This is a genomic window from Microbispora sp. NBRC 16548 (assembly GCF_030268985.1).
GTDB classification, from domain to species: domain Bacteria; phylum Actinomycetota; class Actinomycetes; order Streptosporangiales; family Streptosporangiaceae; genus Microbispora; species Microbispora catharanthi.
This window is the reverse complement of record NZ_BSSF01000005.1, coordinates 519,299-542,167: the sequence shown is the minus strand read 5'-3', so window position 1 is coordinate 542,167 and position 22,869 is coordinate 519,299. Positions and strand designations below refer to the sequence as shown.

The following is a 22,869-nucleotide window of genomic DNA, read 5'->3' as shown; positions in this document are numbered from 1 at the left end:
CGTCGTTCCTCCCCTACGGCTCTCGCCTGAGGCGGCGCCTCCCGCCGCACGGGACCCGGGCGCGTCGGTCCGCTCCTCGCCGTCCCGCCTCCCACCGTCACGTATAGCCTTGGGCGCGTGATTAAGGTCGGTGTTCTGGGCGCCCGCGGGCGCGTGGGTGTGGAAGTGTGCAAGGCCGTCGCGGCGGCCGATGACCTGGAGCTCGTGGCGGAGGTCGACAAGGGCGATCCGCTCGACGCGCTGACCGGGGCCGAGGTGGTGGTGGACTTCACCCACCCCGACATCGTCATGGGCAACCTCGAGTGGTGCGTCTCCCACGGCATCCACACGGTCGTGGGCACGACCGGTTTCGACGCCGGACGGCTGGAGACCGTGCGGGGCTGGCTGGCCGCCAACCCCGGCACGAACTCGCTCATCGCCCCCAACTTCGGCATCGCGGCCGTGCTGATGATGCACTTCGCCGCGCAGGCGGCCAAGCACTTCGAGTCGGTCGAGATCGTCGAACTGCACCACCCGCACAAGGCCGACGCCCCCTCAGGCACCGCCCGCCGTACGGCGGAACTGGTGGCGCGGGCGCGGCGCGAGGCGGGTCTCGGCCCCTCTCCCGACGCGACCACCACCGCGCTCGACGGCGCCAGGGGCGCGGACGTCGACGGTGTCCACGTGCACGCCGTACGGCTCGCCGGGCTGATCGCCCACCAGGAGGTCATCCTGGGCGGCGAGGGGGAGACCCTCACGATCCGGCACGACACGATGAACCGGGCGTCGTTCACGCCGGGCGTCCTGCTGGGCGTACGCCGCGTGCAGGGGCTCGACGGCCTCACCGTGGGCCTGGAGCGCCTTCTCGACCTGTAGTAGTCGCGCCCGCCGCCCGGCCCGGACGTCGTTCCGGACAGTGCCGGGCGGCCTCTCGTCGTTCCGCGGACGACCGGCTCGGCGCCGGTCGACGGCGGCCCGGTGAGCCGGCGGTGAGGGAACGGTGAGCGGTCCTCGTCAGTGTTAGGCCATCGCCGGATCCACCGGGGACCGGCCTCAGAGAGGGAACACGACGATGGGCGAGCTGAGCGGCAAGACGGCGCTGGTGACGGGTGGGTCGCGGGGGATCGGGCGCGCGGTCGCGTTGCGGCTGGCCGACGAGGGGGCTCTGGTCTGCGTCCACTACGGCGGCAACGAGGACGCGGCCAAGGAGACCGTGGCGCGGATCCTGGACGCGGGTGGCCGGGCGTTCGCCGTACGGGCCCGGTTCGGTGAGGACGGCGCGGTGGACAGGCTGTTCGAGGGGCTGACCGCCGGGTTGGCGGAACACGGCGTGGACGGCCTGGACATCCTGGTCAACAACGCGGGCATCGCTTCCACCAGCCCTATCGCGCAGGTCACCGAGGAGGAGTTCGGCAGGCTGCTGGCGATCAATGTGAGCACGCCGTTCTTCGTGATTCAGCGGGCACTGCCGCTGCTGAACGACGGCGGCCGGATCATCAACATGGGCTCGACGGCCAGCCGGTTCGCGGTCACCATTCAGATCGGTTACACCATCAGCAAGGCGGCGCTGGAGTCGATGGCCCCGACGCTGGCCAACGAGCTGGGCAGGCGCGGTATCACCGTGAACACGGTCGCGCCCGGCGCGGTCTGGACCGACATGACCAGCGGCTACACCTCGATGCCCGAGGTGGTGGCGGGGCTGGAGGCGATGGTCGCGCTGGGGCGGCTCGGCGAGCCGGAGGACGTCGCGGACGTGGTCGGGTTCCTGGCGGGACCACGCGGACGGTGGGTGACCGGGCAGACCGTCGACGTGTCGGGCGGGACCTACCTGGGGCCGATCGTCCCCGCATGATCTCCACCGTGATCTCTACTGTGATCTCCTCTGCGATCTTCCCTGTGATCTTCCCTGTGATCGCCGGCGGGCCGCCGGGGGATATCGCGGGATAATCACGGGCATGCGGTTCGGAATCCTCGGCGAGACCCGGGTGTGGCGCGACGACGGGACCGAGGTCCCCCTGGGCGGACCGGCGCGGCGCGCGCTGCTGGCGCTGCTGCTGATCCGCCCCGGTCAGGTCGTGCCGTCCGACCGGCTGATCGAGGAGATCGATCCCTACGGCGCGCTGTCGGCGCACGCGCTGCAGTCGCAGGTGTCCCGGCTGCGCACCGCGCTGGGGCCGGCGGCCGCGATCGAGCGGAGCGGCGCGGGATACCGCATCGTCGTCACGGACGACGACGTCGACGCCTGCCGGTTCGAGCGGCAGGCCGGGCAGGGCCGGATGGCGTTGCGCGACGGCGAGGTGGAACGAGCGGTGACGCTGCTGCGCGAGGCGCTGGACCTGTGGCGCGGACCCGCGCTGGCCGAGCTCACCGAGAGCGAGACGGCACAGGCCGCCGCGATGCGGCTGGAGGAGCTGCGGCTGGCGGCCCTGGAAGACCGGATCGAGGGCGAGCTGCGGCTCGGCGAGCATCGCGCCGCCATCGCGGAGCTGCGCGAGCTGGTCGGCCGCCACCCGCTCAGGGAACGGCTGGCCGGATTGCTGATGCGCGCGCTGTCCGCCGAGGGCGGGCAGGCCGAGGCGCTGGTCGTGTTCGAGGAGACCAGGCTCCACCTGGCAGAGGAGCTGGGCGCAGATCCTTCGCCCGAGCTGGTCGCGCTGCACCGCGAGTTGCTGAGCGTCGATCCTTCGCCGTCGCCGGCCGCGCCGCCCGCCCCGCTGACCTCCTTCGTCGGCCGCGACGAGGAGGTGGCCGAGGTCGCCGGCCTGCTTCGGGTGGCCCGGCTGGTGACGTTGCTCGGCCCCGGCGGTGTCGGGAAGACCCGGCTGTCGGCCGAGGTGGCCGGGGCGGCGGCCGACGAGGTGTGCTTCGTGGAGTTGGCCGCTCTGGCCACGCCGGGCGACGGGGCCGGGCCGGCGCGGGCGGTGCTCGGCGCGCTCGGCCTGCGCGAGAGCGGGCTGCAGGTGGGGGACGGCCCGCGGACGCCGGTCGACCGCCTGATCGCGGCGCTGTCCCACCGGGTGCTCCTGCTCGTGCTGGACAACTGCGAGCACGTGGTCGAGGAGGCGGCCGCGCTGGCGGCGCGGCTGCTGGCGGCCTGCCCCCGGCTGCGGGTCCTGGCCACCAGCCGTGAGCCGCTGGGTGTCATCGGCGAGCACCTCTACCAGGTGCGTCCGCTCGACGGCGACGCGGCGGTGCGGCTGTTCACCGACCGGGCCCGCGCCGTGCGACGGGGGTTCGCCGCCGACCCCCGGCGCGTACGGCGAGTCTGCGCGGCTCTGGACGACCTGCCGCTGGCCGTCGAACTCGCGGCTGCGCGGCTGCGTTCGCTGGACCTCGGCGAACTCGAGGGGCGGCTGAACGACCGGCTCGCGATCGCGTCCCGCGGCAGCCGCCCGGCCGACGGCCGGCACCGGACGCTGCGTTCGGTGGTCGCGTGGAGCTGGGACATGCTGACCGAACCCGAGCGGCGAGCCGCCCGGCGGTTCACCGTCTTCGCGGGAGGCGCGACGGCGGAGTCGGCGCGGCAGGTGTGCGGAACGGACGCCGAGACGCTGGAGTCGCTCGCCGACAAGTCGCTCCTGGAGGTCTCCCGCGGCCGTTATCGGATGCTGGAGACGATCCGCGCCTACGGCGCCGAGCGGCTCGACGAGGCGGGCGACCGCGAGACGGCGCTGCGCGCCCACGCCCGGCACGTCCTGGAGCTGGTGCGGACCGCCGATCCGCACCTGCGGCGGGCGGAGCAGCTGGAATGGCTGCCGCTCCTCGTCGCCGAGCACGAGAACCTGCTGGCGGCGGTGCGCTGGGCGGTCGAGGCCCGGGAGATCGCGACGGCGCTGGAACTGCTCGCCGCGGCCTCGGCCTACCTGTGGATCCGGGGCGCGTCCGCCGTGGTCGCGCCGTACGCGATCGGGCTGCTCGGCGCGCTCGGTGACACGCCTCCGGACGGCCTCGGCGAGGAGTACGCGACGTGCGTGCTGCTGGGCGCGTTCGACCGCGCGACCTGGCTCCGCCACCGCGCGGCGGCGGACAGGGCCCTGGCCGCCGCGTGGTCGGGCGACCGGCCGGGCCGCTACCCGGCGGCCCTGCTGCCGTGGATGATGCGGAACGTCGGCGAAAGCGACGCGCAGGCCGCGTTCACCCTCCTGTCGGCCCAGCACGACAGCCCCGAGCCGTGGGTGCGGGCGGTCGTCCGATTCGTGTCGGGCTTCGGCGCCCTGGGCGCGAGGGACGTCGCACCGGCGGAGCGTGACTTCGGCGCGGCCGCCGAGGAGTTCCGCGTTCTCGGCGACCGATGGGGCGCCGCACTGACTCTGGACATGCTCGCCGGGCTGGCGGGCGGGCGTGGCGACCACGCGCGCGCGATCGCGCTGACCGACGAGGCCCTCACCCTGACCGGCCGGCTCGGCGCCCTGGAGGACTCCGCCGACCTGCTGGTCAACCGGGGCGACTACCTCGTCGCCGCCGGCGACGCGGAGGGGGCCCGCGCCGACTACGCGAGAGCCGCCGATCTGGCCCGCGGCGCGGGGAGCACCACCTGTCTGGGCGCGGCCCTGCGGGGACTCGGCGACATCGCCCTGGGGGAGGGCGGCCTGGACGAGGCGGAACGGCTGTACGCCGAGGCTCTGGAGCGGATCGACCCACACTGGATCAGAAGCCTCGGCAACCGGGTGCGCGCGCTCGCCGGGCTCGGCCGCGTCGCCGAAGCGCGCGGCGACCACCCGACGGCCCAGACGCGCTACCGGGAGGCCGCCGAGGCCGTGGGGGCCGGCGGCGTCGCGGCCCCGGACGCGCTGCGCCAGCTGGGACTTCCCGGTGCCCTTTCCGATGCCCTCACGGAGGCGGTGAGTCGGCGGTGAGCCTGCGGTGAGCCCTCACCGGCAGGCTCTCGGCCATGGACAACGCAATGACGAACCGCAGCGTGCTGATCTCCGGTGCCTCCGTCGCCGGCCCCGCCCTCGCCTACTGGCTCCACCGCCACGGCTTCACCCCCACCATCGTGGAGCGTGCACCCGCGCTGCGCGACGGCGGCTACGCCGTCGACTTCCGGGGTGAGGCGCACCTGTCGATCCTGCGCCGGATGGGCATCCTGGACGACATCGAACGCGCCAGCACCGGCATGGGCTCCATGTCGTACGTCAACAGCGCCGGCAAGCCGCTGGCCAAGATGCCCGCCGACCTGTTCGCCGGAGACGTCGAGATCCTCCGCGGCGACCTGGCCCGCATCCTCTACGACGCCACCAAGGAGCACACCGAGTATGTCTTCGGCGACTCGATCACCTCGCTCACCGAAGACGCCCACGGGGTGACGGTCACCTTCGAACGTGGCGCGCCGCGCCGGTTCGACCTGGTCGTCGGCGCCGACGGCCTGCATTCCATTACCCGCCGCCTGGCCTTCGGACCCGAGGAGGACTACGTCAGGCACCTGGGCCTCTACTGCGCGATCTTCACCACCGCCAACCACCTCGGTCTCGACCACACCGGCCACGTCTACCGCACCGCCAACAAGCTGGTGGCGATGTACAGCGCGCGCCGCAACACCGAGGCCAAGGCCGTCTTCTACTTCGGCTCGCCGATCCTGGACCTGGACCGCCGCGACGTGGCCCGGCAGCAGGCCGTCCTCGCCGACCAGTTCGCCGGCAACGGCTGGCAGAGCGATCGGCTGCTGCGGGAGATGCGCGTCGCGCCGGACTTCTACTTCGACTCGGTCGGCCAGGTCCGCATGGACTCCTGGACCCGAGGGCGGGTGGCTCTGGTAGGCGACGCCGCCTACTGCCCGTCCTCCCTGTCCGGGATGGGGTCCGGCCTCGCCCTGGCCGGCGCGTACGTCCTGGCGGGCGAACTGGCCGCCGCGCGCGGCGACCACCGCGTCGCGTTCGCCGCCTACGAGCGGGAGATGCGCGAGTATGCGGAGGGCTGCCAGAAGATGGGCGACGGCGTGGCCAAGCTCATGGTCCCCGGCAGCCGATTCCTGGCCTCGGCCCTCAACCGCTACTACAAGATCATGCCCTACCTACCGGGAAGGAACATACCCACCAAGATCGCCCGCAAGACCGCCGAGAACATCGCCCTCCGCGACTACGCCGAAGTCAGCGCAGCTCGACGGTGACGTCTGCCTCGGCGAACATGCCGAGCGGCTCCTCGCCCCGGCTGTCATCGCCCCGGCCGTGGAGAAGGAAGCCCTGCGCGTCCGGCGGTCGCGCGGTCGGATTCCCAGATGCGGGCGCGGTCAGAACAGGGCCAGGCCGAGGGTGAACAGGGCGCCGAAGACCAGTTGCAGGCGGCCGGTCTGCTGGAGCGTCGCGATGAGCGCGGGACCGGTCGCCCCCGAGCGGACCGTCCTGATCGGGGCCACCACGAGGGGGAGCGCCAGCACAGTCAGCGCGGCGAAGGGCCGCACCGGCACCAGGGCGAGCGCGAACACGAAGGGCAGCACCAGGGTCGCCGAGTAGGCCAGGCGCGTGCGGCTGTCACCCAGCACCACGGCCAGCGTGCGCTTGCCGGAGGGGCCGTCGGTCACGATGTCGCGGAGGTTGTTGACCATGAGAAGCGCGCAGGCGAGCAGGCCCACGGGCACGGCCGCGGCCAGCGAGAGCCAGGTCAGCCGCTCCACCTGGACGTACGTCGTCCCGGCGACGGCCACGACGCCGAAGAACACGAAGACCGAGATCTCCCCGAGCGCGCGGTAGCCGTACGGGCGGGAGCCTCCCGTGTAGAACCAGGCCGCCAGGATGGAGGCGAGGCCGACGAGCAGCAGCCACCACGCGCGGGTGGCGACCACCAGGACGAGCCCGGCGACCGCGGCGGCGAGGAAGCAGCCGAGGGCGGCGGTGAGCACCTGCTTCGGGGCCGCGACGCCCGAGCCGACCAGCCGCAGGGGCCCCACGCGGTCCTTGTCGGTGCCCTTCACGCCGTCGCTGTAGTCGTTGGCGTAGTTGACCCCGATCTGCAGCGCCAGCGCGACGAACAGCGCGAGCAGGGCTCGCCACCAGACCGCGCCGTCCTCCGCGACGGCGGCGCCGGTGCCGACGGCGACCGGGACGACGGCGGCGGGCAGCGTACGGGGGCGTGCGCCCGCTAACCATTGAGCTGGGGTGGCCACGTGACTCCCTTTTCCTACCTGTGCGTAGCCGGTAAAGGCGTACCTAGTTTGGCCAATCCCCTGTCAAGTCGTGACAGCGGGGTTGGCGGAGGCGACGCCGCCGGGGGCGGAAGCCGTACGGACGGGCGGAAAGGGAGGTCACTCAGCTGATGTCGGTGGTGAGGCGGATCATCCTGATCGGGCGGCCCATGTCGAGAACGCGCTCGGCCTCGTCCTCGCCCCAGCCGGCCGACTCAAGGAAGCCGATCATCGGATGGTTGTCGGCGAAGACCCAGGTGACGACCGTGTTGTAGCCGTCCTCGCGCAGGTGGTCGACGGTGGCGTTGAGCAGCCTGCTGCCGTGTCCGCGCCTGATGTGGTTGGGATCGACGAGCAACGTCATCAACTCGGCCGTGGTGGCCGGGTGCAGATCGGGGTCCTCGGCGGGTCCGTGCGACGCCAGCCCCACGACCCGGTCGGAGGCACGCTGCGCCGCGGTCGCCAGGATGCCGCCAGGGCCGAGCGCGGTGAACGCGTCGGTGTCGGGCACCACCCGCTCGACGGCGACGAGCAGACGGTGACGGGGCGTGGGCGGCGAGAGGATCGCCTCCTCCCACTGGCGGCGCCACATCTTCTCCGCCGCCGGCCCGGTCATCTGCTCCAACGGGATCGGTGGCAGGAAGTCGCGATAAACCGCCTTCCACGCCCGGATCTGGGTGCTGGTCACCGCGTCGATGTCCTCGAGGCGGGCAGCTCTAACACCCATTCGGCGGGCTCCTTTCTTAGCCTGTAACACCGTACTGGTCAGGAGGGCCTCGGCGTACCTTCCGCCTGGCGTCGTGCCCGATATGCCCGGGTTTTTGTGCGGTTTCCGCAGACGCGCATGGAGCACCAGGAGCGAGACCGGTTTTTCGAGGAGTCGATGAACGCCCATTGACAGGTGCTCTCGGCGCAGACCTTCAGCCGTGGCCAGGTGCCGTCGGCGTGGGCGGCCGGGATCAGCGCCGCGAGCCGCGTGAGCCCGCCCGCCACTCCGGACCTCACGGGCTCGAGCGCCGGCGTCCCCGCCGAGAGCGTCACGCGGACCGGCAGTCCCGCCAGCGCCGCGTCCAGCCCGTCCGGAACCTCGTACGGACCTCCGTCGTGGTTGCCGCGCAGCGCGGCCCGCAGTCCTTCGCGCAGCTGGGTCGCCACCGCGAGGTCCTCGTCGGCGGCGCGGTCGTCGTCGCCGATCAGTCCGCGTTCGCGCAGCCAGACGGACAGTTCGGCCGGCGAGGCCAGCTCGTCGGCGTCTCCCTCGACGTCGTAGGTGTTCACGAAGTCGCGGAGCAGCTCCGCCGGGCCCGTCATGATCGATCACCCCTCGTGACCACTGTACGACAGTCGGAGGTCGCGAAATACCAACACCATCGCAAGCGTTTCACTGGTGTCGGCTATTCCGAGGAGGATTCCATGCGTGTCGGCTACCTGGCCTATCTGGCATCGCGAAACAAGGAGCGCCGCGAGCGCCTGTCGGAGGAGCGCCGGCGGGCGGGGGCGCCGACGACCCAGGGATCTAGAGTCCGAGCCGTCGCACCGCGGTCCGCCAGTTCTTGGCGATAGCCTGCTGCGCCTTGGCGAGCGGCACCTCGCCGTGGCACACGGCCCTCCACAGCGTGAGCTCGACCGCGTCCTTGTCGGCCGGGGTCTTGCCCTTGCCCGCCAGAACCGGCTGGGGCCACAGGTTCTTCGCGCTCTTGGGCGACCCGCCCAGGGACAGCGGGATGAGGTGGTCCTCCTTGTAGTGCGACGGCTTCCTGTCTGCGTAGCCGTACTGGGCGATCTGCTTGACGCGCAGCGCGTTGGCGTAGCTCGCCGGAGGCGCGACCTTCCTGCTGTAGCCGGGGGTGCAGATCGTGGACTTGATCGTCTCCTGGGTGACGGCGGGGTTACGCGTCCCCGGCTGGCACTTCGGGTCCGGCAGCGGCAGGTACTTCTGGGAGCACTTCGACCCCGCCGCCTTCGCGGTCGGCGTGGGTTTCGGGGTCGGTTTCGGGGTCGGTTTCGGGGTCGGCTTGGCCGTCGGCTCCTGTGTCGCGCCGCCGGAGGAGCCGACCGGCTTCCACCGCCAGTAGGAGCCGTCCTGCACACACCGGTAGGAGTCGCCGTCCTCCGAGGTTCCGTTCCTGCCGTGCGCCGCCGCCGGGCAGAAGGCGCCGGGCGTGACGCATTCCCAGTGGTCCCCGACCTGGTGGTAGCAGCCGGCCGAGGCGGAGGAAGTCCCGGTGGGGGCGGCCTCGGCGGCGAACGGGAAGACGAGCAGGCCGGCTGACGCGAGCACGGCGCATAACGCGATCAACAGGGAGCGGACGCGCACGGTGTCTCCTCTGTGAGGGGGTTTGAAGGGCGACAGAGAAAAGACGACTCAGCCGGGGCGAAGGTTCACCAGTGGGACTGATGTGGCTCGCGGGACAGGACCGGGGCGAGGCGGCGGATGCCCTCTTCGAGCTCGGGCAGGCCGGTCGCGGCCGTGTGGGTCAGCCGCAGCCGCGGTCCCGGGGGCTCGGCGGGGTAGTAGATGCGCCCCGGGCTCACCAGTACGCCCCGTGCCTGCGCCGCCTCGACCACCTCCGCCTCGTCGGTGCCGGGCGGCAGCCGTACCCAGACGTGCAGGCCACCGGGAGGCGCCAGGTGCACCTCGGCGGCGGGCGCGTGGCGGGCGAGCCCGGCCAGCAGCGTGGCCTGCCGCACGCCGATCTCCTGCCGGACGGTGCCGAGGTGACGCCGCCAGGCGGTGGAGCCCACGAACTCCACGGCCGTCTCCTGCAGGGGACGGGCGACGAAGAACGACTCCACCACCTGGCAGGCCCGCAGCCGGTGCGCGGCCGGGCCCCGCGCGGTCAGGCCCGCCACTCGCAGACTGGGCGAGGTGATCTTGCTCAGCGACAGGATGTGGACCACCGTGCCGTGGGCGTCCATGGTCACCATGGGCGGCGGGACCGGTCCTGTGGCCAGATATCGCGCGTAGTCGTCCTCGATCACGAACGCCCCCGCCGCCCGGGCCACGGCGAGCACCTGCTCCCTGCGCTCGCGGGTCAGCGTCGCCCCGGTGGGGTTGTGCAGCGTCGGCTGGCAGTAGAACACCCGCGCCCCCGTCATCGCGAACGCCTCCGCCAGGAGGTCGGGCCGCACGCCGTCCTTGTCGAGCGGCACCGCGCTCGCGCGTAGTCCGGCCGCCTTGGCCGCCGCGAGCGCGCCCGGGTAGGTGGGGGTCTCGACGAGGATCGGCGAGCCGGGAGCCGCCAGCGCGCGGAACGCGAGAGTGAGCGCCGACTGTCCGCCGCTCACCACGAGCACGTCGTTCTGCGTCACCGCGCCGCCGACCTCCGTGGCGAACCACCGGCGCAGCTCCGGCAGGCCGTTCAGCGGCGGCATGCTCCACGCCTCAGGCCGGCGTACGGCTCTCGCGGCCGCCGCGGCCAGCGCCTTGACCGGGCGCAGCTCGGGGTTGAGATAGCCGCCCGTGAGCGGCACGACGCCGTCGGGGGGCTGGGCCAGCAGGCTCGCCGTCGCCGAGTCGTCCACCACCCGGTCGCCCAGGGCCACGGTCTGCCACGACAGGTCGGGCGCCTCCGCGACCGGCCGCCGGGCCGGGGCCACGAACACGCCCGCGCCGGGACGGGTGACGACCCGGCCCTCCGCCGCGAGCTGCGCGATCGCCCGCGAGACCGTCACCGGGCCCACGCCGTGGCGGCGCATGATCTCCCTGCTGGACGGCAGCCGTTCGCCCGGCCGCGACCGTTCCGTCTCCTCCCGGAGCATCGCGGCGAGGCGGACGATACTGCTATCGTCATGCATGAAAGCTGACGATAGCGCTATTGACGTCCTTCCGATAGCGGACGCCCCCGCCGCGAATACCCCTCGCCGCCTGGCATGGCGGGGCAGCCTCCTGGCGGGCGCGGGCGTCCTGTCGTTCTCGGGGTCGTTTCCCGCGACCGTGTTCGCGATGCGGGGGTTCGATCCGTACCTCGTCGCGATCGGGCGCGCCGCGCTCGCGGCACTCGCCGCGGTGATCTGCCTGAAGGCCGCCGGGGCGCCGCTCCTGCCGCCCCGCGCCCACCTGCGGTCGTACGTGATGATCGCCCTGGGCGTGGTCCTCGGCTTCCCGCTGTTCAGCGGCCTGGCCCTGGACGGCGGCGCGAGCACGGCCCACTCCGCCGTCGTCATCGGCCTGCTCCCGGCCGCCACGGCCGCGTTCGCCGTGCTGAGGGCGGGGGAGCGGCCGAAACCCCTGTTCTGGGTGGCCTGTGCGGCCGGCGCGCTGTCGATCACCGTGTTCACGCTGACCCGGGGGACCGGCCGCTTCGCCGGGGCCGACGTGCTGCTCGTGCTCGCCCTGCTGTCGGCCGCCGTCGGCTACACCGAGGGCGGACGCCTCGCGCGGGAGACCCCCGGCTGGCGCGTCATCTCGTACGCCCTGGTGCTCGCGGCCCCGCTCACCGTGCCCGTGACGGCGGTGCTGGCGATCACCACGCGCATGGAGCCGTCGGCCGAGTCGCTTGCCGGGTTCGCGTACGTGGGGCTGGTGTCGATGTTCCTCGGGTTCATCCCGTGGTATGCCGGGCTCGCCATGGGCGGGATCGCCCGTGCCGGGCAGATCCAGCTCGCCCAGCCGCTGATCACGCTGGTGTGGGCCTGGCTGCTGCTGCACGAGGAGATCGGCGTCGCGACGATCGCGGCGGCCCTGGCCGTGCTCGTGTGCGTGGCGGTCACGCAAGCCAGCCGCGGGCGGCGCGGTGTGGGCACTTGATTGGTGTGACGGCACGGCGCAGGATGAGGCTGACAGTGTTACAAGGTGAGGCGGGTCACACGCACGCGGGATGGTGAGGCGATGTCGGACGTCGTGGTTCCTGAGGGTGGTTTCTGGCCGGCGCCCGAGATCCCGCAGCCCAACATCTACCCGATGGAGTGGCGGGTGGAGACCGAGAAGCTCGCGGCGATCTACGAGAAGTCCAAGCGGATGGTCTGGAACCCCGCCGACCTGCCGTGGAACCTGCTCGACCCCGGCGAGTTCACCGCCGAGCAGCGGCTGGGGATCATGTACTGGTTCTCCGTGCTGGCCAACTTCGACGCCTCGGGCCCGGCCGTCTTCGCCCGCGCCACCATCCAGGCGTTCGAGAAGCACGAGGAGGATCCCGTACGCAAGTGCTTCTTCTCGATAACCCGTGACGAGATGAACCACGAGGAGTGCTGCCAGCGCGCGATCGCCCGGCTGTGGCCCGGCGGCCCGCTCGACTGGCAGCCCTCCACCGACCTGGAGCGGGCGGCGCACAACAACATCGGCTGGCTTTACCACAACGGCGGGCGCTACTGGAACGGCTACAACGCGGCCGTGGGCAAGTACTCGCTCGCCGTGCTGTTCACGAGCTTCATGATGGGGGAGATGGCGGCCTCGACGCTGTTTCGCGGGATGGCCTCCGGCACCGAGCACCCCCTGTTCTCGGACATGTTCCACAAGATCGGCCGGGACGAGTCGCGGCACCTCCAGATCTGCATGACGATCCTGGAGAACGAGTGGCCCGGGCTCACCGACGACGTACGCGGCCTGATCACGCGGCAGCTGCGCGCCGGGTTCGTGTTCCTGTCGATGATCCTGTGGGAGCCGCCCGAGGGCTTCTGGGAGCTCCCGCCGTACTTCCTGCACAACCACCGCGTGCTGATGGACCACGCGCGGGAGGGCGGCCTCGGCGTGCTGTCGTACGAGGAGCAGGCCGACAACTGGCGGCTGGCGATGGCCCGCGTACGCGCGATCGTCGAGCGGTGGGGGATCGAGTTCCCCGCGATCCCGGAACTCGACATCGACGGTGTGGATGTCGACGTCATCGACCCGGAGGACATCATCCCGGTGTTCTGAGCCCTATCGGACGGCGGAACGCAGGGCCGCGATCAGCGCGACGACGGCGGGGTGACCGCCGGCGCCCCGGCGGAAGGCGACACGGGTGCGGCGGCGCATCGACAGCGCGGTCAGCGTGACGCCTTCTGGCGGGTCGGCGGTGCCCAGCTCCGGCACGAGCGCCACGCCCTGCCCGACGGCGACCATCGCCAGGACCGTGGCGAAGTCGTCGATGTGGTGGCGTACGCGAGGGGAGAAACCGGCCGCCTGGCAGGCGCGCACGGTCATCGCGTGGCAGAGCGTGCCGGGGGTGGAGGCGATCCACGGCGCGTCCCGGCAGGTGAGGAGCGTGGCCGCGTCCCCCTCACCGCTCACGGTGTGCACGGTGGCCAGGTACATGGGTTCGTCGAGGAGGGGGACGGCGTCCAGGGCGAGGTCGGGCTCGGCCGGGACGAAGTCGTACTCGTGGACCAGGGCGACATCGAGCTCACCGGCGCGCAGGCGCGGCGCGACCTCGGCCGGGTCGACCTCGTCCACCATCGGGTCCAGGCCCGGGTGGCCGCGGGCGAGCGCCGCCAGGGCCGAGGGGAGGATCGCGCGGGTCGCCGTGGGAAAGGCACCGATCCGCACGGTCCCGGCCAGGTTGGTGCCGGACAGGTCGGTCCTGGCCGCGGCGAGTTCCGCCGCGGCCTGCTCCAGTCGTTCGAGGACGGCCTCCGCGTGCCGCACCAGCGCCACGCCGGCGGGGGTGAGCACGACCCGGCGTCCGGTGCGCTCCAGCAGGGCGACCCCCGCTTCGCGTTCCAGCGCGGCGAGCTGCTGGGAGACGGCCGAGGGGGTGAACGTCAGCGCCTCGGCCACGGCCGCGATCGTGCCACGGTAGGCGAGCTCACGGAGCAGGCGGAGCCTGCGGACATCGAGCATCAGCGCAGGGGGAGTCTGCGGGCATCGAGCATCAGTTCAGCTTATCGGTTTCGACAGAAAGGCGAACTGGACCTACATGGTCGCTCGCCGGAAGGATCGCGGTATGACTCTTTCCGGCATCCATGTCCCGCTGATCACCCCGTTCGCCGAGGACGGCGAGATCGCGTTCGAAGCGCTCGAAGACCTGGCCCACGGCGTGCTCGACGACGGCGCGTCCGGGCTCGTCGCGCTCGGCACCACCGCGGAGGTCGCCACGCTGGCCGAGGAGGAACGGCGCGCGGTGATCGAGATCTGCGGCCGGATCTGCCGCGAACGGGGCGCCACGCTCACCGTCGGCGCGGGGTCGGCCGACACGCGGAGCACGGCCGAGGCGCTGCGCGCCCTCAAGGGGGAGGCGGACGCGGCGCTGGTGACGGTTCCGGCGTTCGTCCGCCCGTCCGAGGCCGGCGTGCTCGCCCACTTCACCGCGCTGGCCGAGCAGACCCCGGTGCCGCTGGTCGTCTACAACATCCCCTACCGAACGGGGCAGTCGGTGGGCGCGGCCACGCTGCGCCGGCTGGGCGAGTTGCCCATGGTGGCCGGGGTCAAGCACGCGGTCGGCGGCGTCGACCTCGACACGGTCGCCCTGCTCGCCGACCCGCCGGCGGACTTCGCGGTGCTCGCCGGGGACGACCCGTTCCTGTCCGCGCTGCTCGCCCTGGGCGCCGCCGGCGGCATCCTCGCCTCCGCCCACCTGCGCACCGGCGAGTTCGCCGAGCTCTTCCAGGCGTGGCGGGCCGGAGAGGTCGAGCACGCCCGAGCCCTCGGTCACCGGCTGTCGCTCATGTCGGCGGCCATGTTCGCCGAGCCCAATCCGACCGTCCTGAAGGGCGTCCTGCACGCGCAGGGCCGCATTCCCACCGCCGCCGTACGGCTCCCGCTCGTCCCGGCGAGTCAGGCGTCGATCGAGGCCGCCCTGCGGACACTGTGACCGCCGGAGGCGACGCCAGCAGGACTCTTGGAGATAATCCACAAGCGGACGAATTGATAGCCTGGACGCATGACCGCCATGGCACCCTCGCGTAACGAGCCCGACCTGTCCTTCCTGCTCGACCACACCAGCCACGTGCTGCGAACGCAGATGGCGGCGGCCCTCGCCGAGATCGGCCTGACGGCGCGCATGCACTGCGTGCTCGTCCACGCGCTGCAGGAGGAGCGCACGCAGATCCAGCTCGCCGAGCTCGGCGACATGGACAAGACCACGATGGTCGTCACTCTCGACGCTCTGGAGAAGGCCGGTCTCGCCGAGCGCCGCCCGTCCAGCACCGACCGGCGCGCCCGGATCGTCGCGGTCACGGAGAAGGGCGCGCAGGTGGCGAAGCGGAGCCAGGAGGTCGTCGACGGCGTCCACCGGGCCGCCCTCGGATCGCTGCCGGAGGAGGAGGCGGAGGTGCTCGTACGCGCGCTCAACCGGCTGGTCACGGGGCATCTGGCCACGGCGGTGGAGGCGCCGCAGCCGGTCAGGCGGGCGCGTCATCGCGGATGATCGGTCCGTAAGGGATCGTCTATAACGAAACTATCTGCTACGGTTTTTCCTGTTCCTCATGAACAGGAGGCGACTCATGTCGCGTATATCCCGATCCCGGTGGCTCGTGCTTGGCGTGCTGTCCGCCACGATGCTGATGACGGTGCTCGACGGCAGCATCGTGACCGTGGCCATGCCCGCCATCCAGCGGGATCTCGGCTTCGCGCCCGCCGAACTGAGCTGGACCGTGAACGCCTATCTCATCGCGTATGGCGGACTGCTCCTGCTGGCGGGCCGGCTGGGCGACCTGATCGGCCGCCGGGCCATGTTCCTGGCGGGCAACGCCGTCTTCGCCGCCGCCTCCCTGCTGGCCGGAGCCGCCACCGGGCCGGGGACGCTGATCGGCGCCCGGTTCCTCCAAGGCGTCGGCAGCGCCATGGCCTCGGCGGTCGTGCTCGGCATCCTGGTGACGACCTTCACGGACGCGGGGGAGCGGGCGAAGGCCATCGGTGTCTTCAGCTTCACCGGCGCCGCCGGGGCGTCGCTGGGCCAGGTGCTCGGCGGAGTCCTCACCGACGCGCTGGGCTGGAACTACATCTTCCTCGTCAACGTGCCGATCGGCGTGGTCACGATCGCGCTGGCGGTCCGGGCGCTGCCCGCCGAGAAGGGGCTCGGGCTGTCGGCGGGCGCGGACGCCGTCGGCGCCCTGCTGGTCACGGCCGGTCTCATGCTGGGCATCTACGCCGTGGTCCAGATCGAGCGGTATGGCCTGCGCTCCCTGTGGTTCGGCGCGGTTGCGCTCGTGCTGCTGGCCGCGTTCCTCGTCCGCCAGGCGACCGCCCGGACCCCGCTCATGCCGCTGCGGATCCTCCGCTCGCGCGCCGTCGCCGGGGCCAACCTGGTGCAGGTCCTGACGCTGGGCGCGATGTTCGCCTTCCAGATCATGGTGGCGCTGTTCATGCAGCAGGTGCTCCGGTACGGCGCGCTCGACACCGGCCTGGCCATGCTCCCGGCGGCGCTGGCCATCGCGGGGGTGTCGCTGTTCGTGTCCCCGCGGCTGAGCACCCGCTTCGGCGCGCGTGCCGTGCTGCTGGGTGGCCTGGTGCTCCTGATCGGCGCGATGGCCTGGCTCACCCGCGTCCCTGTCGACGCCCGCTACGTGACCGACCTGCTCCCCGTGATGGTGCTCATCATGGGCGGGGGCCTGGTGCTTCCGGCGCTGACCGCGCTCGGCATGTCCGGGGCCCGTTCCGACGACGCGGGCCTGGTCTCGGGGTTCTTCAACACGACCCAGCAGGTCGGGATGGCCGTCGGCGTCGCGCTGCTGTCCACGCTGGCCGCCTCCCGCACGGAGGGGCTGCTGGCGGGCGGGGCGAGCGAGGCGGTCGCGCTGACCGGTGGCTACCGGCTGGCCTTCACGGTCTCCCTCGTTCTGCTGGTCAGCGCCCTCGTGGCCGCGTACGTCGTCCTGCGACGGCCCCGAGTGGGTGTGGAGCAGGCGGCGGAGCTTCAGCCCGAGCGAGTCTGAGGGCTGCCGCCCCCCAGGGCCCTGTGACTCCAACGAAACGGCCCCCGGCTGTCACCGGCCGGGGGCCGTGTGGCGTCCTCTCCCGTGCGACCAGTGTTCACGGAGGCAGCGATGCGCGTTCCCTCGCAGGCCATGCGCGCACCCGCGGTGCGGGTGACGAACCGCGCCCGCCTCACGCACTGCCTCGCCCGGCCGGTGAGTGACGGTGACCGCGCCCCCGCGCGACCGGCTTCCGTACGGCGACGCGTTCGTCGCCGGTCTGTCCCCCGACTACGGAGCCATGGTGGATTCCCAGACTCTTCTCGTCCTCGCCGGGGCCTTCTTCGGCATCTGGCTCGTCTCCGACTATGTACGCAACTACCTGTCCAGATGCCCCAAGTGCAAGGGGAGCGGCACGCTCAAGGCCACCTGGTGGTCCGGGCGATACCGGCCCTGCCCGCGCTGCGGACGCAAGGGAGAAGTCCCGCACGCCTTCGGCCCCAAGAGCTGAGCCGGGGGACGAGGGCGCGGGAAACATCGCTTTCCGGATGATCCATTGTCAGGCTGCCCCTGACGGCCTTAGCCTTGGGTCGAGCGTCAGGAACAGCCTGACAGGACATCCCCTTGGAGGCGACATGCCGGCACCTTCTCTGGCGGAACAGGACATCCGCTGCTCGTTCTGCTCGAAGTCCAAGAACGACGTGACCAAGGTGATCGCCGGTCCCGGCGTCTACATCTGCAACGAGTGTGTCGGGCTCTGCGCCGAGATCCTGGCGGCGGAGTCCGCCGGCACTCCGGAGATCTCCTACACCGAGAGCATGACCGTCGAGCAGATCCTGGAGCTCCTTCCGCGCGTCGCCAAGGTGGGCGCGCAGGTCGAGGACAACCTGCGGATCTGGGTGCAGCGGGCGCGTGACCGGGGCGCCACCTGGGCCAGGATCGGCGCCGCGCTCGGCATGACCCGGCAGTCCGCCTGGGAGAGGTTCTCCGGCGAGGAGTGACGCGGGGCCGGTCGTGTCCTCGAGATTCAGGTGCAGCTGGCGCCGTTGACGCTGAAGCCGCCGGTGCCGGATTCGTTCCGGTGTTCGTGCCGGTGAAGCCGATGTACACGGTCTGCCCGGGAGCGAGGTCCTTGTTCCACTCGTAGCCCTGGGCGTCCACACTGCTCCCGCTCTGGGTCCACTGGGCCGGCCAGCCGGAGGTCACGTGCTGGCCGCCCGAGGGGAAGGCGAACGCCAGGTGCCAGCCGGGAATGGTCCACAAACCGGTGTTGGTGACCGCGATGGAGGTGCTCATGCCGCCCTGCCAGGACGTGGAGGTGTAGTTCACGTGGCAGGAGGGCGGGATGGGCGGCGCCGACGGGGACGGCGAGGTGGGCAGCACGTCGTTGTAGACCGTCACCGCGACCGGCTCCGACGGTCCCTTAGGTCGCCAGGGGGAACTGGAAGGTGGCCCGCAGTTTGAGCAGGCCGTCCACCTCCATCGCGACGTCCTCGGCTTCGCCGCCCTGCACGACCACGTGGCGGGTGGCTACCGCTTCCTGCACATCGGCCTGCCCGGACAGGAGGGGGTGGGTCTGTGGCTGATGCCGATCACCTCCGAGCAGCAGCGCGAGCTCATCGGTCGGTAGACCGGCGGGCAGCCGCTGCTCGTCCTCTACACCCCGGTTGCGTCGGACTCCCGGTCAGGGCACGAGCACGATCTTGCCCATGGCGGCCCTGTCCTCCATGCGCCGGTGTGCCTTCGCGGCTTCCGCGAGTGGGAGCACGGTGTCGACCTGCGGGAGGAGGCGACCCTCGGCGACCATGCCCAGCACCCCCGCGCGGGCGGCCAGCACCCCCTGAGCCCAGGCGTCCATGCCGCCGCAGCCCACGAGGGTCAGCCCGCGCTGCAGGAGGTCCATGGGAGCGATGCCGGGCGCGCCGTTGAGGACGCCGTAGAACATGATCCGGCCGCTGCCGGGCGTGAGCGCGTCCAGCAGTCGCCCGGCCGAGGCGCCGCCGAGGGATTCGAAGACCACGTCCACCGTCCCGCCGTCGAGAGCGTCGCGTACCCCGTCGGGCCAGTCCGGGTCCGAGTGGTCGAGCACGTGGTCGGCGCCCAAGGCCCGTGCCCTGAGCCGCTTGGCCTCGCTGGCCGCCGTCCCGATCACCCGGCCCGCGCCCGACTCCCTGGCGAGCAGGGTCAGGTAGCCGCCGGTGCCGCCTCCCGCCGCTTCGATCAGCACGTTCTCCGTTCCGTTCAGGCGCGCCGCCCGTAGCAGGGCCAGCGCCAACGCCCCCTGCACGGCCACGGCGACGGCGTCCGTCGCCGTCACCTCGTCGGGAATGAGGGTGAGAGCACCCGCGTCCGCCGCCACGTACTCGGCGTACGCGCCGCTCGCGCCGTCCAGGTTCATGACGTGTGCGCGGGCGCCGGACAGGGACGGGTCCACTCCCTCCCCGACCTCCGTGACCGTCCCGGCGGCCTCGAAGCCGAACACCGCCGGAAGCGGCGCGGGGAAGGGGAACGCGCCCCCGCGCAGCAGGGTGTCGGCGTAGCCGACGCCCACCGCCTCCGTCCGTACGAGCACCTGCCCGGGGCCCGCGGTGGGTGTGGGGACCTCTTCCAGCCGAAGGACCTCGGGTCCGCCGCTCTCGTGCATCACGATCGCACGCATGTGTTTCTTCTCCTGTCGAAGTTAACTGGACCACAGGTCAAGTTAATGCGACCGCTACTATATGGACCGGTGGTCAAGTTGTCCACAGAGAGGGCACGAGTGGGCGAACAGCGGCGCGAGCGCGCTGACGCGGCGCGAAATCGGCGCGCGATCCTTCAGGCGGCGGAGGAACTGCTGCGGCTCCACCGGCCCGACGAGGTGTCGGTCGAGCAGGTCGCGGCGGCCGCCGGCGTGGGCAAGGGAACGGTGTTCCACCGTTTCGGCAGCCGGGCCGGGCTGATGCTCGCGCTGATGGAGGAACGCGCACAGGAGTTGAGCGATGCCATCGCCGCCGGCCCCCCTCCGCTGGGTCCGGGGGCGCCGCCGCACGAGAGGATCCTGGCCTTCCTTGACGCCATGGTGGCTCTCGCCTCGCGAAACGTCGGCCTGATCACGGCGCACGAACACGCCGTGGCCACGCAGAGAAGCGCGGCCGGTCCCCGGGAGGCCAACCCGGTCTACCGGCGGTGGCATGCTCATGTCTCGGAGCTGATCGCGCAGGCGCGTCCGGACCTGGACGCCACGCTCGTCGCCCACCTCCTCATCGGCTCGCTGCACAACGAACCGGTGGCGCGGCTGCTGCTCGACGGTGAGTCCGAGCGGCTCGCGCGCGGACTGCGGTCGCTCGCGGCGTCCCTGCTCGGCCCGGGCTCGGCCCAGTGGAGTGGAGATCGGCGGAGCGAGCCCGGCGGGAGGCCGTAGCCGGGCAGGCCGCACCGGTCAGGAGTCCGGCGGCGGTTTGAGGCGGATGCCGAGCTGCGAGTAGAGCTCCAGCTGGTCGTAGTAGTCCCGATCGGTGATGATCTCGCCGTTCTCGACCGCGCAGGCACAACTGCCCCACACCGTTATGCGACGGCCGGTCGCCGCCGCCACGCGGCCGCCCGGCAGCAGGAGCGGGCCCATGTGCGTGCCGGTCTGACAACCGCTTCGTCGCAGGGCATTCGGCCGGACTCGACACGGTGGTCGCGCCGGTGGCGTGATGTGCAATATCTGTGTCGTTGACGCCATGAAGCCATGCTCGGAAGCATGGAGGCCATGCAGCGACGCGTGGTCATCGTGATCTTCGATGGCTTCCAGATGTTCGACCTCGCCGGTCCGGCCGACGTCTTCGCCACGGCGGGACTGTTCGCTCCGGAGCCCGGCTACCGGGTCGAGGTGGCGGCCGTGCGCGTCGGAGCCGTGCTTGCGCAGAACGGGATCACGACGCTCGCGGAGACCGCGCTCGGCGAGGTCGCGGGGCCGGTCGACACGCTGCTGGTCGTGGGCGGGCTATCCGTGCCGGAGCACCTGGGCGACCAGGAACTGGTCATGGGCATCGCCCGGCTGGCGGCGGGGGCCAGGCGCGTCGCCTCCGTCTGCAACGGGAGTTTTCTCCTCGCGGAGGCCGGGCTGCTCCGCGGCAGGCGCGCGACCACCCACTGGCTGGTCGCGGGGGAGATGGCCGGCCGCTATCCGGACGTCGAGGTGGACGCCGATCCCATCTACATCCGCGACGGGAACGTCTGGACCTCGGCCGGGGTCAGCTCGGGAGTGGATCTCGCCCTGGCGCTCGTGGCCGACGACCACGGCCACACGCTCGCCCGCAACGTCGCCCGCGGACTCGTGGTGTACCTGCACCGTCCGGGCGGGCAGAGCCAGTTCAGCGCCCCCATGCGGGCCGCCGTCCCACGCGCCGAGCCGCTGCGCGAGATCCAGGCGTTCATCGACGCCAACCCGGCCGAGGACCTGAGCGTGCCCGCGCTCGCCCGGCGGGCCGGGATGAGCGAGCGGCACTTCTCCCGCGTCTTCACCGAGCAGACCGGGGTCTCACCCGGCAGGTACGTCGAACGCAGCAGGGCCGACGCCGCCCGGCGGCTGCTGGAGACCACCGGCCACCCCCTGGACAGGGTGGCCAGGGAGTCGGGACTCGGCGTTCCCGAGACCCTCTACCGGGTCTTCCGCCGGCACTGGCGCGTCTCACCCGGCGACTACCGCCGCCGGTTCCGATCGAAGGAAGGCAGCAGATCATGAACATCGCCATCCCCCTCTATCCCCGGTTCACCGCGCTCGACGCCGTCGGGCCGTACACGGTGCTGGCCTTCGCGCCGGGCTGCACGGTCACGTTCGTCGCGGCCGAGCCAGGCCCGGTGCTCGACGACCGGGGGAGCCTGAGCCTCGCGGCCACCGCGTCGTACGACGACCTGCCCGCTCCGGATGTCGTCGTCGTGCCCGGAGGACCCGGGACGATCGAGGCGCTGTCCGACTCGGAGCTGCTGGGCTGGATCGCGCGGGCACACGAGCGCACCCGGTGGACCACCTCAGTGTGCAGCGGCTCGTTCCTGCTGGGCGCGGCGGGCCTGCTGAAGGGCCGCAGGGCGACCACCCACTGGGGCTGGCTCGATCAGCTCGCCGGATTCGGCGCCGAGCCGGTGAGCGAGCGTGTGGTGATCGACGGCAAGGTCGTGACGGCGGCGGGGGTGTCCTCCGGCATCGACATGGCCCTGACCCTGCTGGCCGCGATGCGCGACGAGGAGACGGCGCAGGCCGTGCAGCTCGCGATCGAGTACGACCCGCGGCCGCCCTTCGACGCCGGCAACCCTAAGACCGCCCCGGCGGGCCTGAGCGACAAGGCGATGGCCCTCATCAACTGAGCCTTTCCATCCGGCGGGCTTCGGGGAGGCGCCGGCGCCGCCTGATGATGCTTTCGACCACGACCAGGTTGACGACCCAGCCCAGCGTCTGACCGATCGGGATCATCGAGGTCGCGAGTTCTCCCGTCGATCCCGGATCGGCCCCGCGGAACGGGATCTGGACCAGCAGGAACAGGGGAACGAGGATGCGCCCGGTGACCGCGAGGAACGTCAGGGCGTAGTTGCGCATCATCCAGTTCCGGTGGGCGGTGAAGTCGCGCCGGCGGGCGGCCCGGTACGCGAGACCGCCGGTGATCAGCCACAGAACGGCCGCGGTCGTGAGGCCGACCTGCGTCATGAGGCGGCCCGACCACAGCGCTACCGGGATCGTGGCCACCGCGGACGGCAGCACTCCGGCGAGGAGATAGACCCGGCCGAGCGTCCGGTGGACCCGCCTGCGCGCCCGCACCGCGGGCATGAACTGCAGGGAGCCGAGCACGAGCGCGACCGCGGCGGTCCCGATATGACCGACCAGAACGTAGTAGTGCAGGCTGTCGCGCACATCGAGGCGGCTGTCGTCGATATCGAGGCCCAGGTACGGATAGACGAGCACCGAAGTCGCGATGACCGCGACGATGAAGATCACCCATGCCGTTCGCCTGTGCATAGCCCGGAGCCTCGCAGGCACGGCCTGCCCC

General features: G+C 72.0%; 24 protein-coding genes and 1 pseudogene. 14 read left to right on the top strand and 11 right to left on the bottom strand.

Annotated features, from left to right (window positions below):
• Positions 1-117 precede the first annotated feature (117 nt).
• The 4 genes from dapB to QSK36_RS16775 all read left to right on the top strand — a co-directional run bounded on the left by dapB (position 118) and on the right by QSK36_RS16775 (position 6,085).
• Entirely contained in the window at positions 118-855 is a 738-nt protein-coding gene (gene dapB, locus QSK36_RS16790) for a 4-hydroxy-tetrahydrodipicolinate reductase (protein ID WP_285783034.1), read from the top strand.
• Positions 856-1,051: 196 nt separating this feature from the next.
• Complete coding sequence (locus tag QSK36_RS16785) at positions 1,052-1,831, top strand: SDR family NAD(P)-dependent oxidoreductase (RefSeq protein ID WP_285783033.1); 780 nt, start codon at positions 1,052-1,054, stop codon at positions 1,829-1,831.
• 103 nt (positions 1,832-1,934) lie between these two features.
• The gene (locus QSK36_RS16780; RefSeq protein WP_285783032.1) at positions 1,935-4,835 is read left to right on the top strand and encodes an ATP-binding protein; all 2,901 of its coding nucleotides are present in this window, start codon (positions 1,935-1,937) and stop codon (positions 4,833-4,835) included.
• A 35-nt stretch (positions 4,836-4,870) separates the two neighbouring features.
• Positions 4,871-6,085 carry an FAD-dependent monooxygenase gene (locus tag QSK36_RS16775; RefSeq protein WP_285783031.1) on the top strand — a complete coding sequence of 405 codons (1,215 nt, stop codon included), beginning with the start codon at positions 4,871-4,873 and terminating at the stop codon, positions 6,083-6,085.
• A gap of 120 nt (positions 6,086-6,205) precedes the next feature.
• On the opposite strand, the gene QSK36_RS16770 is transcribed toward QSK36_RS16775, so the two are convergent.
• The 5 genes from QSK36_RS16770 to QSK36_RS16750 form a co-directional block, all read right to left on the bottom strand.
• Entirely contained in the window at positions 6,206-7,078 is an 873-nt protein-coding gene (locus tag QSK36_RS16770) for a 1,4-dihydroxy-2-naphthoate polyprenyltransferase (protein WP_285783030.1), read from the bottom strand.
• Between the two features lie 142 nt (positions 7,079-7,220).
• Positions 7,221-7,823: a GNAT family N-acetyltransferase gene (locus QSK36_RS16765; RefSeq protein ID WP_285783029.1), complete on the bottom strand. Its 603-nt coding sequence runs from the start codon at positions 7,821-7,823 to the stop codon at positions 7,221-7,223.
• Positions 7,824-7,861: 38 nt separating this feature from the next.
• Positions 7,862-8,407, bottom strand: a complete 546-nt coding sequence (locus tag QSK36_RS16760; protein ID WP_285783028.1) for a CGNR zinc finger domain-containing protein — start codon at positions 8,405-8,407, stop codon at positions 7,862-7,864.
• Between the two features lie 205 nt (positions 8,408-8,612).
• Positions 8,613-9,413, bottom strand: a complete 801-nt coding sequence (locus QSK36_RS16755) for a hypothetical protein (protein ID WP_285783027.1) — start codon at positions 9,411-9,413, stop codon at positions 8,613-8,615.
• Between the two features lie 65 nt (positions 9,414-9,478).
• Positions 9,479-10,894, bottom strand: coding sequence for an aminotransferase-like domain-containing protein (locus tag QSK36_RS16750; protein WP_285783026.1), 1,416 nt, complete (start codon positions 10,892-10,894; stop codon positions 9,479-9,481).
• Between QSK36_RS16750 and QSK36_RS16745 the strand changes: the two genes are divergently transcribed.
• Both QSK36_RS16745 and QSK36_RS16740 read left to right on the top strand, forming a co-directional pair.
• Positions 10,893-11,846, top strand: a complete 954-nt coding sequence (locus QSK36_RS16745) for a DMT family transporter (RefSeq protein WP_285783025.1) — start codon at positions 10,893-10,895, stop codon at positions 11,844-11,846. The two genes, QSK36_RS16750 and QSK36_RS16745, sit on opposite strands and share 2 nt — an antisense overlap.
• An 81-nt stretch (positions 11,847-11,927) precedes the next feature.
• Complete coding sequence (locus tag QSK36_RS16740; protein WP_285783024.1) at positions 11,928-12,950, top strand: hypothetical protein; 1,023 nt, start codon at positions 11,928-11,930, stop codon at positions 12,948-12,950.
• A 3-nt stretch (positions 12,951-12,953) separates the two neighbouring features.
• Here the strand turns inward: QSK36_RS16740 and QSK36_RS16735 are convergent, their stop codons facing one another.
• On the bottom strand, positions 12,954-13,853 hold the full coding sequence (locus QSK36_RS16735; protein WP_285783023.1) for a LysR family transcriptional regulator: 900 nt from the start codon (positions 13,851-13,853) through the stop codon (positions 12,954-12,956).
• 103 nt (positions 13,854-13,956) lie between these two features.
• Here QSK36_RS16735 and QSK36_RS16730 point away from each other — a divergent pair, with 103 nt between their 5' ends.
• The 5 genes from QSK36_RS16730 (at position 13,957) to QSK36_RS43710 (ending at position 17,865) form a co-directional block, all read left to right on the top strand.
• Positions 13,957-14,823 carry a dihydrodipicolinate synthase family protein gene (locus QSK36_RS16730; RefSeq protein ID WP_285783022.1) on the top strand — a complete coding sequence of 289 codons (867 nt, stop codon included), beginning with the start codon at positions 13,957-13,959 and terminating at the stop codon, positions 14,821-14,823.
• A gap of 69 nt (positions 14,824-14,892) precedes the next feature.
• Positions 14,893-15,378 (top strand): MarR family winged helix-turn-helix transcriptional regulator, encoded by a 486-nt coding sequence (locus tag QSK36_RS16725; protein ID WP_139576081.1) that lies wholly within the window; start codon positions 14,893-14,895, stop codon positions 15,376-15,378.
• Positions 15,379-15,454: 76 nt separating this feature from the next.
• Positions 15,455-16,885 (top strand): MFS transporter, encoded by a 1,431-nt coding sequence (locus QSK36_RS16720; protein ID WP_285783021.1) that lies wholly within the window; start codon positions 15,455-15,457, stop codon positions 16,883-16,885.
• A gap of 205 nt (positions 16,886-17,090) precedes the next feature.
• The gene (locus QSK36_RS16715) at positions 17,091-17,375 is read left to right on the top strand and encodes a hypothetical protein (RefSeq protein WP_139576083.1); all 285 of its coding nucleotides are present in this window, start codon (positions 17,091-17,093) and stop codon (positions 17,373-17,375) included.
• Between the two features lie 124 nt (positions 17,376-17,499).
• Positions 17,500-17,865 (top strand): ClpX C4-type zinc finger protein, encoded by a 366-nt coding sequence (locus QSK36_RS43710; RefSeq protein ID WP_285783020.1) that lies wholly within the window; start codon positions 17,500-17,502, stop codon positions 17,863-17,865.
• A 67-nt stretch (positions 17,866-17,932) separates the two neighbouring features.
• Here QSK36_RS43710 and QSK36_RS43510 read toward each other — a convergent pair.
• The 3 genes and pseudogenes from QSK36_RS43510 to QSK36_RS16700 form a co-directional block, all read right to left on the bottom strand.
• Positions 17,933-18,193 (bottom strand): annotated as a pseudogene (locus QSK36_RS43510) (cellulose binding domain-containing protein); the annotation flags it as partial.
• A 94-nt stretch (positions 18,194-18,287) separates the two neighbouring features.
• Positions 18,288-18,410 (bottom strand): hypothetical protein, encoded by a 123-nt coding sequence (locus QSK36_RS16705; protein WP_285783019.1) that lies wholly within the window; start codon positions 18,408-18,410, stop codon positions 18,288-18,290.
• A gap of 138 nt (positions 18,411-18,548) precedes the next feature.
• Positions 18,549-19,523: a quinone oxidoreductase family protein gene (locus tag QSK36_RS16700; RefSeq protein WP_285783018.1), complete on the bottom strand. Its 975-nt coding sequence runs from the start codon at positions 19,521-19,523 to the stop codon at positions 18,549-18,551.
• Between the two features lie 99 nt (positions 19,524-19,622).
• Here QSK36_RS16700 and QSK36_RS16695 point away from each other — a divergent pair, with 99 nt between their 5' ends.
• Complete coding sequence (locus tag QSK36_RS16695; protein ID WP_285783017.1) at positions 19,623-20,264, top strand: TetR/AcrR family transcriptional regulator; 642 nt, start codon at positions 19,623-19,625, stop codon at positions 20,262-20,264.
• Positions 20,265-20,282: 18 nt separating this feature from the next.
• Here QSK36_RS16695 and QSK36_RS16690 read toward each other — a convergent pair whose 3' ends face one another.
• Positions 20,283-20,465, bottom strand: coding sequence for a nuclear transport factor 2 family protein (locus QSK36_RS16690; protein ID WP_285783016.1), 183 nt, complete (start codon positions 20,463-20,465; stop codon positions 20,283-20,285).
• A gap of 132 nt (positions 20,466-20,597) precedes the next feature.
• On the opposite strand from QSK36_RS16690, the gene QSK36_RS16685 reads away from it, so the two are divergent.
• Positions 20,598-21,572, top strand: a complete 975-nt coding sequence (locus QSK36_RS16685) for a GlxA family transcriptional regulator (RefSeq protein ID WP_285783015.1) — start codon at positions 20,598-20,600, stop codon at positions 21,570-21,572.
• The gene (locus tag QSK36_RS16680; protein ID WP_183538746.1) at positions 21,569-22,192 is read left to right on the top strand and encodes a DJ-1/PfpI family protein; all 624 of its coding nucleotides are present in this window, start codon (positions 21,569-21,571) and stop codon (positions 22,190-22,192) included. The genes QSK36_RS16685 and QSK36_RS16680 overlap by 4 nt, the downstream gene beginning before the upstream one ends.
• Here the strand turns inward: QSK36_RS16680 and QSK36_RS16675 are convergent.
• On the bottom strand, positions 22,185-22,838 hold the full coding sequence (locus tag QSK36_RS16675) for a DUF2306 domain-containing protein (RefSeq protein ID WP_285783014.1): 654 nt from the start codon (positions 22,836-22,838) through the stop codon (positions 22,185-22,187). The two genes, QSK36_RS16680 and QSK36_RS16675, sit on opposite strands and share 8 nt — an antisense overlap.
• Positions 22,839-22,869: the final 31 nt, after the last annotated feature.

Excerpts from the sequence above, each read along its gene's own strand:
- QSK36_RS16680 (WP_183538746.1), top strand. The coding sequence starts at position 21,569 with ATGAACATCGCCATCCCCCTCTATCCCCGGTTCACCGCGCTCGACGCC.
- QSK36_RS16675 (WP_285783014.1), bottom strand. The coding sequence starts at position 22,838 with ATGCACAGGCGAACGGCATGGGTGATCTTCATCGTCGCGGTCATCGCG.
- QSK36_RS16750 (WP_285783026.1), bottom strand. The coding sequence starts at position 10,894 with ATGCATGACGATAGCAGTATCGTCCGCCTCGCCGCGATGCTCCGGGAG.
- QSK36_RS16740 (WP_285783024.1), top strand. The coding sequence starts at position 11,928 with ATGTCGGACGTCGTGGTTCCTGAGGGTGGTTTCTGGCCGGCGCCCGAG.
- QSK36_RS16775 (WP_285783031.1), top strand. The coding sequence starts at position 4,871 with ATGGACAACGCAATGACGAACCGCAGCGTGCTGATCTCCGGTGCCTCC.
- QSK36_RS16720 (WP_285783021.1), top strand. The coding sequence starts at position 15,455 with ATGTCGCGTATATCCCGATCCCGGTGGCTCGTGCTTGGCGTGCTGTCC.
- QSK36_RS16725 (WP_139576081.1), top strand. The coding sequence starts at position 14,893 with ATGACCGCCATGGCACCCTCGCGTAACGAGCCCGACCTGTCCTTCCTG.
- QSK36_RS16685 (WP_285783015.1), top strand. The coding sequence starts at position 20,598 with ATGCAGCGACGCGTGGTCATCGTGATCTTCGATGGCTTCCAGATGTTC.
- QSK36_RS16700 (WP_285783018.1), bottom strand. The coding sequence starts at position 19,523 with ATGCGTGCGATCGTGATGCACGAGAGCGGCGGACCCGAGGTCCTTCGG.
- QSK36_RS16745 (WP_285783025.1), top strand. The coding sequence starts at position 10,893 with ATGAAAGCTGACGATAGCGCTATTGACGTCCTTCCGATAGCGGACGCC.
- QSK36_RS43710 (WP_285783020.1), top strand. The coding sequence starts at position 17,500 with ATGCCGGCACCTTCTCTGGCGGAACAGGACATCCGCTGCTCGTTCTGC.
- QSK36_RS16765 (WP_285783029.1), bottom strand. The coding sequence starts at position 7,823 with ATGGGTGTTAGAGCTGCCCGCCTCGAGGACATCGACGCGGTGACCAGC.
- QSK36_RS16760 (WP_285783028.1), bottom strand. The coding sequence starts at position 8,407 with ATGACGGGCCCGGCGGAGCTGCTCCGCGACTTCGTGAACACCTACGAC.
- QSK36_RS16730 (WP_285783022.1), top strand. The coding sequence starts at position 13,957 with ATGACTCTTTCCGGCATCCATGTCCCGCTGATCACCCCGTTCGCCGAG.
- QSK36_RS16780 (WP_285783032.1), top strand. The coding sequence starts at position 1,935 with ATGCGGTTCGGAATCCTCGGCGAGACCCGGGTGTGGCGCGACGACGGG.
- QSK36_RS16785 (WP_285783033.1), top strand. The coding sequence starts at position 1,052 with ATGGGCGAGCTGAGCGGCAAGACGGCGCTGGTGACGGGTGGGTCGCGG.
- QSK36_RS16735 (WP_285783023.1), bottom strand. The coding sequence starts at position 13,853 with ATGCTCGATGTCCGCAGGCTCCGCCTGCTCCGTGAGCTCGCCTACCGT.
- QSK36_RS16690 (WP_285783016.1), bottom strand. The coding sequence starts at position 20,465 with ATGGGCCCGCTCCTGCTGCCGGGCGGCCGCGTGGCGGCGGCGACCGGC.